General features: G+C 61.3%; 9 protein-coding genes and 1 pseudogene. 6 read left to right on the top strand and 4 right to left on the bottom strand.

Annotated features, from left to right (window positions below; translation table 11 throughout):
- Nucleotides 1-804, top strand: an 804-nt coding sequence (locus AC1DWI_RS04680; RefSeq protein ID WP_477724449.1) for an aminomethyl transferase family protein, incomplete at its 5' end; no start/stop codon positions are given.
- A gap of 106 nt (nt 805-910) precedes the next feature.
- Here the strand turns inward: AC1DWI_RS04680 and AC1DWI_RS04675 are convergent.
- From AC1DWI_RS04675 to AC1DWI_RS04665, 3 genes are all read right to left on the bottom strand, one after another.
- Complete coding sequence (locus AC1DWI_RS04675) at nt 911-2,422, bottom strand: sensor histidine kinase N-terminal domain-containing protein (protein WP_477670748.1); 1,512 nt, start codon at nt 2,420-2,422, stop codon at nt 911-913.
- 151 nt (nt 2,423-2,573) lie between these two features.
- A complete protein-coding gene (locus AC1DWI_RS04670; RefSeq protein ID WP_477670586.1) occupies nt 2,574-3,248 on the bottom strand; it encodes a response regulator in 675 nt (224 codons plus the stop codon).
- Between the two features lie 106 nt (nt 3,249-3,354).
- Nucleotides 3,355-3,864 carry a MarR family winged helix-turn-helix transcriptional regulator gene (locus tag AC1DWI_RS04665; RefSeq protein WP_477670587.1) on the bottom strand — a complete coding sequence of 170 codons (510 nt, stop codon included), beginning with the start codon at nt 3,862-3,864 and terminating at the stop codon, nt 3,355-3,357.
- A 164-nt stretch (nt 3,865-4,028) separates the two neighbouring features.
- Between AC1DWI_RS04665 and recA the strand changes: the two genes are divergently transcribed.
- The 3 genes from recA (at nt 4,029) to AC1DWI_RS04650 (ending at nt 7,793) form a co-directional block, all read left to right on the top strand.
- Nucleotides 4,029-5,165: a recombinase RecA gene (gene recA, locus AC1DWI_RS04660; protein WP_457282065.1), complete on the top strand. Its 1,137-nt coding sequence runs from the start codon at nt 4,029-4,031 to the stop codon at nt 5,163-5,165.
- Nucleotides 5,166-5,239: 74 nt separating this feature from the next.
- Entirely contained in the window at nt 5,240-5,767 is a 528-nt protein-coding gene (recX, locus tag AC1DWI_RS04655; RefSeq protein WP_477670588.1) for a recombination regulator RecX, read from the top strand.
- A gap of 46 nt (nt 5,768-5,813) precedes the next feature.
- A complete protein-coding gene (locus tag AC1DWI_RS04650) occupies nt 5,814-7,793 on the top strand; it encodes a tetratricopeptide repeat protein (RefSeq protein WP_477670589.1) in 1,980 nt (659 codons plus the stop codon).
- Nucleotides 7,794-7,839: 46 nt separating this feature from the next.
- On the opposite strand, the gene argC is transcribed toward AC1DWI_RS04650, so the two are convergent.
- Nucleotides 7,840-8,751 (bottom strand): N-acetyl-gamma-glutamyl-phosphate reductase, encoded by a 912-nt coding sequence (gene argC / locus AC1DWI_RS04645; protein WP_477670590.1) that lies wholly within the window; start codon nt 8,749-8,751, stop codon nt 7,840-7,842.
- A gap of 239 nt (nt 8,752-8,990) precedes the next feature.
- Here argC and sucC point away from each other — a divergent pair, with 239 nt between their 5' ends.
- The gene (gene sucC / locus AC1DWI_RS04640) at nt 8,991-10,151 is read left to right on the top strand and encodes an ADP-forming succinate--CoA ligase subunit beta (protein ID WP_477670591.1); all 1,161 of its coding nucleotides are present in this window, start codon (nt 8,991-8,993) and stop codon (nt 10,149-10,151) included.
- Nucleotides 10,152-10,169: 18 nt separating this feature from the next.
- Nucleotides 10,170-10,493, top strand: a pseudogene (locus AC1DWI_RS04635) (hypothetical protein); the annotation flags it as partial.

Genomic DNA, 10,493 nt, shown 5'->3' with positions numbered 1-10,493 from the left:
GCCGCGAACCAATTCCTCATCATCACCGGATCTGCGCAAACGGTAAGGGACTTCGACTGGATCACGCGGCGTATCGGCGAAGCGGAACATGCCGTGTTGACCGATGTGTCGACGATGTACTCGGTGCTGTCGGTGATGGGGCCGAAGGCGCGCGAGCTGCTGGCGCTCGTTAGCCCGGACGACCTGTCGCCCGAGGCGCTGAAGTTCTCATGGACGAAAGAGATTGACGTGGGCTTTGCCCGCGTGCGCGCCGCCCGCATGAGCTATGTGGGCGGGCCGGGCTTTGAGCTCTACACGCCGATCGAAATGGCGCGCCATGTGTACCTGGCACTGATGGAGGCCGGCAAGGCGCTCGGTATTCGTGATGCAGGCTACTACGCGCTGGATGCGCTGCGTATTGAGCAAGGCCGGCGCGCCTGGGGCGCAGAGCTCGGCCCGGACGAAACGCCGTGGGAGGCGGGGTTGGCCTTCAGCGTCAGGCTCGACAAGCCGGCTGACTTTATCGGCAAGGCCGCGTTGCTCAATTCACAGGGGCTGGCGCTGCGCAAGAAACTGGTCACGCTGGTGTTTGACACGCCGGATGCCTTTGCCTGGGGCGGCGAGGCGATTGTGATGGACGGGCAAATGGTGGGCGAAATTTCGTCGGTCGGCTGGAGCCCGCTGGCCGGCGCCTGCGTGGCRCTGGGTTATGTGCGCGGCGACAGCGCCAACCAGCCGCATGCCGGAACGCCTGCGCAAATCGAGCTGTGGGGCGAGCGCATCGGTGCGAAGCTTTACGACAAGTGGCCGCCTGCCAAACCCTGATTCGCTATCATTTCAGGAGCTGCTTGCGCAAGTTCTGTATGGATTGCAGGCTCATTTGCTTAAAAATTCCCGGGAAAGTGCATGGGTGCAGGTGCTGCCGCTGCCGCTACTGACCGTCAGGTAAATCCATCCCGACAAAACGCACGGTGACGCGGGTACCGGGCGTTTGCGGGTGGCCCGGCAGGGCCGCATCTTCAATGGTGATGGTGGCGCCATGCTGCTTGGCGATTTCCAGCACGATGGCCAGGCCCAGGCCGGAGCCGTCGACGTTGGTGCCCAGCGTCCGGTAGAACGGCTGGAACACCAGCTCGCGCTCGGACTCCAGGATGCCCGGCCCGGAGTCTTCCACCAGCAGCACCAGTACGCCGCTGAAGCGGTCGGTCATGAGCCGCAGCGTGACCTGTCCTTTTTCGGGCGTGTAGTTGATGGCGTTGTCCAGCAGGTTGCGCACCAGCTCCTTGAGCAGGGTCGGGTTGCCTTCCAGCTGCGTCGCCTGCTCGCCGGCGGCGGGCCCGTCGTAGCCGAGGTCGATCTGTTTTTCAAGGGCGCGAGGCACCGAGTCGGCCATCACTTCCGAGACGATATGCACCAGGTCGATGTGCAGCTTGGCGAGGCTGCGGCCTGTGGTTTCGGCGCGTGCCAGCGCCAGCAGCTGGTTGACGGTGTGGGTGGCACGTATGCTGGCACGGCCGATGTGCTTGAGCGATTTTTTGAGTTCGTCGGCATCGGTTTCGCGCTGCGCCAGGTCGGCCTGCATGCGCAGGCCCGCCAGCGGTGTCTTCAACTGATGCGCGGCATCGGCGAGAAAGCGTTTCTGCGTGGTCAGCGACACCTTGAGCCGGCTCAGCAAATCGTTGATGGAGGACACCAGCGGTGCTACCTCTTCTGGCACCGCGGTTTCATCGAGCGGGCTCATGTCGTCGGACTTGCGTGCGCGGATGCGCTTTTCAAGCTGGGCCAGCGGCTTGATGCCGCGCACCAGTGCCAGCCACACCAGCAGTACGGCCAGCGGTAGCGTTACGAACTGCGGCACCATGGTGCCCTTGACGATTTCAGTGGCCAGCGTCTTGCGCTTTTCCAGCGTTTCGGCCACTTGCACCAGCACCATCTGGGCGGACACGGCTTCGGGTGCACCCGCGCTCTTGTCGCTGCGCGGTGCAGCCGCCTTGCCTGTCGGCGCCGGGGCTTTGACCTCGACCTTGAGCCAGGTATAGGCCACGCGGACATCCTCGCCCTGGATCAGGTCTTCGCGCAGCCGCACCTCGCCGTTGGTGGGCTTGTCTTCATCGGGCGGCAGGGGCAGGTCGTGTTCGCCGCTGAGCAGTTCGCCTTGCGTGCCCACAACCTGGTAATAGACCAGATCGGTGTCATCGGCGCGCAGGATCTCGCGCGCCGGCGCCGTCAGGTTGAATTGCACCTGGTTGTTTTTGACCGCCACCAGCTTGGCCAGTGCCTGCACGTTGTATTCAAGCGCACGGTCAAATGGCTTGCCTGCAATGTTCTGCGCCACCAGCCAGGTCAGCGCCAGGCTGATCGGCCATAGCAGCAGCAGCGGCGTGAGCATCCAGTCGAGGATCTCGCCGAAGAGGCTTCGGCGCTCGCGCTGGAAGAGTCTCAGAGCCACAGGTCAAGAAGCGTGCGGGACGTCCGTCCGGCGCGCATGCTCTTCATGCCAGCAGGGGCCGCGGAACCGGCTTTGCCGGGCCGCAGGCGCAGCGGCCCCCTCGGGGGGCAGGGCGCTACACGCAGTGAGCAACCGTGGGGGCTCATCAATTTGGTATTTTTTCGAGGCAGTAACCGAGCCCGCGCACGGTCGCGATGCGCACCGGGCCTTTTTCAATCTTCTTGCGCAGCCGGTGGATGTACACCTCGATCGCGTTGTTGCTGACTTCTTCGCCCCATTCGCAGAGGCGTTCCACCAGCTGGTCCTTGCTGACGAGGCGGCCGGCCCGCTGCAGCAGCACTTCGAGCAAGCCGAGTTCGCGCGCCGACAGCTCCAGCATCTGGCCGTCGATGGTGGCCACGCGTCCGGCCTGGTCGTACACCAGCGGGCCGTGCTTGATGGTGCTGCTGGCGCCGCCCATGCCGCGGCGGATCAGCGCGCGCACACGGGCTTCGAGTTCCTGCAGTGAAAACGGTTTGGCCATGTAGTCGTCGGCGCCGTAGTCCAGGCCCTTGACGCGTTCTTCCACGCTGTCGGCGGCGGTCAGGATCAGCACCGGCATGGCCGAGCCGCGGGCGCGCAGGCGCTTGAGCACTTCCAGCCCGTGCATGCGCGGCAGGCCCAGATCCAGGATCAGCAGATCGAATTCTGTGTTGGTGAGCAGCGCGGCGTCGGCTTCGGTGCCGCTGGCCACGTGGTCGGCTGCCGCACCGGAGGCGCGCAAAGTGCGCAGCAGGCCGTCTGCCAGGACCTGGTCATCTTCGGCAATCAGGATACGCATGGTTGTCTCCGGGGAGTGGTCCGCATTACGGGAGCTGTGGGCCAGTTTTACTTGTTCGGCAAATTTTAGGCTTTTGTCGCCAGAGGTTTGCTGACGTCGGTTGGGATCAGGCTGCTGCGTAGGCCTCGAGTCCCAGCGCGACCACCGTAGCTACATCATGCCCCACAGCCTGGCGAAACTCATCCTCGGCTTGCCGAACCGCTCTGTGAAAGGCTTCCAGCCAGAGCAGGCCCGATTCGGTGAACACCACCTGGCGGGCGCGTTTGTCGTGCGGGTCGGGCTGGCGCGTCACCAAACCCCAGGCTTCGCATTGGTCGACGAGGTCGCCCATGGCCTGCTTGCTCATGCCCGCGCTTTGCGCCAGGTCCGTCAGGCGCGAGCCGCCGACCGCCAGGTGGCGAGTGATGTGGATGTGCGCGGCACCGACCTGGTCGCGTGCGGCCAGGTTGGAGAGCGCCAGCGGCACCTCGATGCTGCTGGCCATCAGCGACAGCACGCGCTCGTCGAAGCGGCGCAGCGCATGGCCCATCAGGCGGCCCAGGTGGGTCTGCCGCCAGCCGGCTTCGGTGGCACCAAAGGGGCTGGAAATGTGAGGTGGACTGACTGCTTCAGGCATGAAATCATGGTATCTCAATTGATCAGGCAAACTGACTAAAAATAGGGTTTACTTATTTCTATGGCGCCCATAAAGTACTGGTCATGCATCCAGCGCTGTGATTAAAAGCAGAGGCCGGAAATTAGAGAAAAAGTTTTACATCATTGATTTTCAAGGAGTTTTTCATGGAACTGACCAGCAAACTGAACCCCGCCCAAAACCCTGTACAAAGCGCCGCCCTGAACACCGAGAAGGCCAAAGCCCTGCAGGCCGCGCTGGCCCAGATCGAAAAGCAGTTCGGCAAAGGCACCATCATGAAGCTGGGCGACGGCGAGGTCATCGAAGACATCCAGGTCGTTTCCACCGGCTCCCTGGGCCTGGACATCGCCCTGGGCGTCGGCGGCCTGCCGCGCGGCCGTGTGGTTGAAATCTACGGCCCTGAATCGTCGGGCAAAACCACGCTGACCCTGCAGGTCATCGCCGAAATGCAAAAACTGGGCGGCACCTGCGCCTTTGTGGATGCCGAGCACGCGCTGGACATCCAGTACGCGCAAAAGCTGGGCGTCAATTTGCAAGACCTGCTGATCAGCCAGCCCGACACCGGCGAGCAGGCGCTTGAAATCGTTGATTCGCTGACCCGCTCCGGCGCGGTCGACCTGATCGTGGTCGACTCGGTGGCGGCGCTCACGCCCAAGGCCGAGCTTGAAGGCGAAATGGGCGACTCGCTGCCCGGCCTGCAGGCCCGCCTGATGAGCCAGGCGCTGCGCAAGCTCACCGCCACCATCAAGAAGGCCAACTGCATGGTCATCTTCATCAACCAGATTCGCATGAAGATCGGCGTGATGTTCGGTTCGCCCGAAACCACCACCGGCGGCAATGCGCTGAAGTTCTACGCCTCGGTGCGGCTGGACATTCGCCGCATCGGCTCCATCAAGAAAGGCGAAGAGGTGATCGGCAACGAAACCCGGGTGAAGGTGGTCAAGAACAAGGTGGCCTCGCCATTCAAGACGGCGGAGTTCGACATCCTCTACGGCGAGGGCATCAGCCGGCTGGGCGAGGTGCTGGACCTGGGTGTGGCCGGCCACATCGTCGAAAAAGCCGGCGCCTGGTATGCCTTCAACGGCGAAAAAATTGGCCAGGGGCGCGACAACTCGCGTGAGTTCCTGAAAGAAAACCCCGAACTCGCCATCGAGATCGAAAACAAGGTGCGCGAATCGCTGGGTATTCCGCTGGTGCAAGCCGCGGCCGGCACCGAGCCAGCACCGGCTGAAAAGGCGCCCAAGGCCGAGAAAGCCGAAAAACCCGCCAAAGTAGCCGCCTGAGCCTGTCTTTTGAATGCCAAATAAGGCGACATACCAATCAGAATGGGCGCAAGCAGCTATCAAAAGAGTAGCGCTTGCATTTCAATCTGGCTGGGTCCTTTGACATGGAAAACCCGGCAGACAGCTCCCCCGCCAAACCCGCCCGCCGTGCGGGTTTTGGCCTTTCCCTCAAGGGCCGCGCATTGCGTTACCTTGCCGCGCGCGAACATTCACGCGCCGAACTTGAACGCAAGCTGGCTCCGCATGAAGAAACGCCGGGCCAGCTGAAGGCGGTGCTCGACGACCTTGAGCTCAAGGATTTCATCAGCGAAGAGCGTGTCATCGATTCGGTCATCAACCGGCGTTCCCGCAAGCTGGGCGCCTCGCGTATCCAGCAGGAGCTGCAGGCCAAAGGACTGGACGTGACGGCCATACGGGAGGCGGTTGGGCAGCTTAAGGCCACCGAGCGCGAACGGGCGCGAGACATCTGGCAGCGAAAGTTTGGCACAGCCCCGGCCAACCCCGCAGAACATGCCCGGCAAATCCGATTTCTGGCGGGAAGAGGTTTTACACTGGAGGTTGCATCGTGGGTCCTCAAAAATCCCGACAAGGAAGGGTATTGAGATCCAGGCTGCAGTGGCCCTTCCTCCCAAAGTCTGGCCTGGGAATGTGAAAAACTTTCAGGAGTCAGCCATTTTCCAGAGTATCCGCACCCTACTGGCACGCAATAAAAGCGCTGTATCTGCCGGACCGATTGTCCCGGACGAAGATGCCCAGTCATTGCGCTCACGTGGCAACGAATTGTTGGCACAAGGCAGGATTTCCGAGGCCACCGACTGCTATCGCCAGGTGGTTGCCATGACACCGAACGATGGCTTGGCCCATGTCAACCTGGGTTATGGCCTGATGGAACTGGGCGAACTGCCTGAGGCCAGCGCTAGCTTCAGGCAGGCCCTCGCGTTGGACGGCGGTCTTCTGGATGCCCATTTCCTGATGGGACAGGTGCAGATGCGCCAGACGTTGGTTGAAGACGCGGTCCGCAGTTTCCGAGCGGCTCTGACTTTGAAGCCTGATTTTGATTTGGCCTGGTTTGAGCTGGCCCGCGTGCAGGAAAATTTGCACCAGGTGGATGCGGCGCTGGATAGCTACCAGCAGGTCCTGCGTATCAATCCGGCCTTTGTAGATGCGGCAGCCAACCAGGTCAAGCTGTTGCTTGACTTGCAGCGCTGGCAGGAGGTCATCACGGTGGCGGACGGGCAGATGAAAAACGGAGCACCCCATGGCTTCGGCATCCAGAAAGCGTGCGCGCTGAACGGTTTGGCCCGCCATGACGAAGCCCTTGCCCTGATCGATGCCATTCTGGCTGAACATCCCGGGAATGTTCCGGCGCTCGACGGCAAAGCGGCGATTCAGGCTGCACAGGGCAAGCATGCGTTAGCCTTGCAAAGTTACGAGCAGGTGATCGCATTGCAGCCCCAGCATGCGGACGCGCTGTCGAATGCCGGTGCGGCCTGCGACCGGTTGGGTCGGCTTGATCAGGCCATGGCTTTTCATGAACGCGCCGTTAGCCTGCAGCCGCAAAATACGCACGTTCTGTACAACATGGGCTGCACCCTGCTGAATCTGGGTCGCTGTGCTGAAGTGGTGACGGTTGCTGATCGCGGTCTCGCGGCGGAGGGCGACCATGCCAATCTCCACTGGAACAAGGCCGTTGCCCATTTGCTGCTTGGCGACCTGCGCCAAGGCTGGCCTGAATACGAATGGCGGTGGTTTGCCAGCGCGCTTGGTCCGCGTCCGCCTAGGCCCAATTTCGGCAAGCCTATTTGGACCGGCGAGTCGCTTATTGGTAAAAGCATTTTCCTGTATGGTGAACAAGGCTTGGGCGACACCATACAGTTGCTGCGCTACATCCCTTTGATTGCCACCAGAGGCGCGAAAGTATTTTTATCGGTCCCGGCTTCGATAGAGCCGCTCTGCGCGGACTTCAAGGATGACTGCATTCTTGTGGGCCGCGGGCAATTGCCTGGGGATTTTGACTTTCACTGCCCATTGTTCAGCCTACCGTTCGCGTTTGAAACCGACCTGACCAGCATTCCGGCGGCCATTCCCTACTTGCGAAGCATTCCTGCCCTGAAGACAGGATGGGAAGGAGAGTTGCGAAAGCTCAGCACAGAGCGCGGCCCAAGGCTGGGCTTGGTCTGGTCAGGTAGCGCGACACATCAGAATGATGCGAACAGGTCGATGCCGCTGGCGACGCTGCTGGACGCTTTGCCGCAGTCCTGCCAGCTGGTGTGCCTGCAAAAAGAGGTGCGTGAGGCTGACCAAGAGCTGGTCGAGTCGGCCGGCATCTTCTTTGCAGGTGACGCGCTGAAAACCTTTGAAGACACAGTTGCTCTGGCTGATTGCGTGGACCTTGTCATCAGCGTCGACACCAGCGTCGCCCATCTGGTTGGCGCGATGGGAAAACCGCTGTGGCTCATGCTGCCTTATCGGCCAGATTGGCGCTGGATGCTTGAACGGGACGACAGCCCCTGGTACCCCACGGCGCGCCTATTCCGCCAAGGCGAGAGCCGTTGTTGGGAAGAAGTAGTAAAGAAAGTCGGCAGTGAATTGCCAAAGGCGCTTGAACACATCAAAATGGAAGGCTGAGCTTCAACTTTGGGAGGCAAGGAGTTTGGTTGTCTGGTCCGGACGATTAGAGACCCAGCATCAGCTTCAGGTTTTGGACTGCAGCGCCGGATGCGCCCTTGCCCAGGTTGTCCAGCCGCGCCACCAGCACCGCATGGCGGTACTCTTCATTGGCAAACACGCGCAACTCCATCTTGTTGGTGTCGTTCAGCGCCAGCGCATCCAGCTTGCCTGACTCGGGCGCGGCCTCCGCGGTTACCCATTCGCTGCCGGCATAGTGTTTGGCCAGTACGTCCTGCAACTGCGCCCCGGTTGGTTTGCCGGGCAGCAAGTCAAGGTGCAGCGGCAATTGCACCAGCATGCCCTGCTTGAAGTTGCCTACCGACGGAATGAACACCGGCCGGCGTGTGAGCCCTGTGTATTTCATGATTTCGGGCAGGTGTTTGTGTTTCAGGCCCAGGCCGTAAAGTTCAAACAGGGGAGCGGTGCCGGCTTCGTAGTCTTCAATCATCTGCCGGCCGCCGCCGGAGTAACCGCTCACAGCGGGAAGGCTCAGCGGGAAGTCGGCCGGGATCATGCCGGCGTCAACCAGCGGACGGATCAGCGCGATCGCACCGGTGGCGTAGCAGCCGGGGTTGCCCACGCGGTCGGCAGCGGCTACGGCGGCGCGCTGGGTCTGGGTCAGTTCGGGAAAGCCGTAAACCCAGCCGGACACGGTGCGGTGAGCCGTGGAGGCGTCAATGATTTTGGGCTTTTTGCCGGTCAAGCTGTCAATCATGGCGACCGATTCGCGTGCCGCGTCGTCGTGCAGGCACAGGATCACCATATCCACCTGCGCCATCAGGGCGCGCTTGGCGGCCGCGTCCTTGCGCAGCTCGGGCGCGATGCTGACGAGTTCGATCTGCGGCATGGCTTGCAGCCGCTCGCGGATTTGCAGGCCCGTGGTGCCGGCTTCGCCGTCAATAAATACTTTAGGCATGGGCTTCCAGGTACAAAACAAAGTGGGCGGCTGGCCGCCCCAGAGGTCAATTTCGGCCCTTTTCGGGGTGTAAGGCGGGCACAAGAGTTGTGCGTCGCACCATGATACAGTTCTGCGTTGCTGCCTGCAGTGACCGCCGACGTGGTTTTTTGGGCCGGTGTGGCCTGTTTCCGACACCCCATTCCTCTGCCCAAATCCCTGTTGCACCCCCCTCTTTTACTGAATTCTGAAGGTCTTTCATGAAAATTCACGAGTACCAGGGCAAGGAAATCTTGCGCAATTTTGGTGTGCCAGTGCCGCGCGGCATCCCGGCCTTCACGGTGCAGGAGGCGGTGGAAGCCGCCCAGAAGCTAGGTGGCCCGGTGTGGGTGGTCAAGGCCCAGATCCACGCGGGCGGCCGCGGCAAGGGCGGCGGCGTGAAGGTTGCCAAAACCATCGACGACGTCAAGCGCATTGCCGGCGAAATCCTCGGCATGCAGCTGAAAACGCACCAGACCGGCCCAGAAGGCCAGAAAGTCCGCCGCCTCTATATTGAAGACGGCGCCGACATCCAAAAGGAATACTACGTTTCGGCCGTGACCGACCGTGAGTCGCAAAAGGTGGCCTTCATCGCCTCCAGCGAAGGCGGCATGGACATCGAAGAGGTGGCTCATTCCAACCCTGAAAAAATCATCAAGGTGTTTGTCGATCCGCTGGTCGGCATGACGGACGCCCAGGCGAAGCAAATCGCCGCCGGCATCGGCATGCCTGCCGACTCCGTGGCGCAGACCGTCGACATCCTGAAAAAGCTCTACAAGTGCTATATGGAGACCGACGCGTCGCTGGTTGAAATCAACCCCCTGAACCGCAACAGCAAGGGTGAAGTCATGGCCCTGGATGCGAAGTTCAACTTCGATGCCAACGCGCTGTTCCGCCATCCCGAAATCGTGGCCTATCGCGACCTGGACGAAGAAGACCCGGCCGAAGTCGAAGCCAGCAAGTTCGACCTCGCTTACATCAGCCTGGACGGCAACATCGGCTGCCTGGTCAACGGCGCAGGCCTGGCCATGGCGACCATGGACACCATTAAACTTTTCGGTGGCGAGCCAGCCAACTTCCTGGATGTGGGCGGCGGCGCAACAGCTGAAAAAGTCACCGAAGCCTTCAAGATCATGCTGAAGAACCCTGATGTCAAAGGCATCCTGGTCAACATCTTCGGCGGCATCATGAAGTGCGACACCATCGCCGACGGCGTGATCACCGCCTGCAAGGCCGTGAACCTTTCGGTTCCACTGGTCGTGCGCATGAAGGGCACCAACGAAGACCTGGGCAAGAAGATGCTGGCCGATTCTGGCCTTCCCATCATCGCCGCAGACACCATGGCCGAAGCCGCGACCAAAATCGTCGCCGCTGTCAAATAAAAGCCCGGAGCCAAGAACATGTCCATCTACATCAACAAAAACACCAAAGTCATCACCCAGGGCATCACCGGCAAAACCGGTCAATTCCACACCCGCATGTGCCGCGACTACGCGAACGGCAAAGAAGCTTTTGTGGCCGGTGTGAATCCCAAGAAAGCCGGCGAAGACTTCGAAGGCATCCCGATTTTTGCCAACGTGACCGAAGCCGCCAAGGCGACCGGCGCAACCGTGTCGGTCATCTATGTGCCCCCTGCAGGCGCTGCCGCCGCCATCTGGGAGGCTGTTGAAGCCAACGATCGGTTTTTTCATGTTGGCCTTGCACCACTGGGCGGCTTCGGCCTC

The sequence above is a fragment of the Polaromonas sp. P3_C2 genome (assembly GCF_056402675.1).
The sequence above is the reverse complement of the archived record's forward strand: the minus strand, read 5'-3'. Positions and strand labels throughout refer to the sequence as shown.

Excerpts from the sequence above, each read along its gene's own strand:
- AC1DWI_RS04665 (WP_477670587.1), bottom strand. The coding sequence starts at position 3,864 with ATGCCTGAAGCAGTCAGTCCACCTCACATTTCCAGCCCCTTTGGTGCC.
- sucC (WP_477670591.1), top strand. The coding sequence starts at position 8,991 with ATGAAAATTCACGAGTACCAGGGCAAGGAAATCTTGCGCAATTTTGGT.
- recA (WP_457282065.1), top strand. The coding sequence starts at position 4,029 with ATGGAACTGACCAGCAAACTGAACCCCGCCCAAAACCCTGTACAAAGC.
- AC1DWI_RS04670 (WP_477670586.1), bottom strand. The coding sequence starts at position 3,248 with ATGCGTATCCTGATTGCCGAAGATGACCAGGTCCTGGCAGACGGCCTG.
- argC (WP_477670590.1), bottom strand. The coding sequence starts at position 8,751 with ATGCCTAAAGTATTTATTGACGGCGAAGCCGGCACCACGGGCCTGCAA.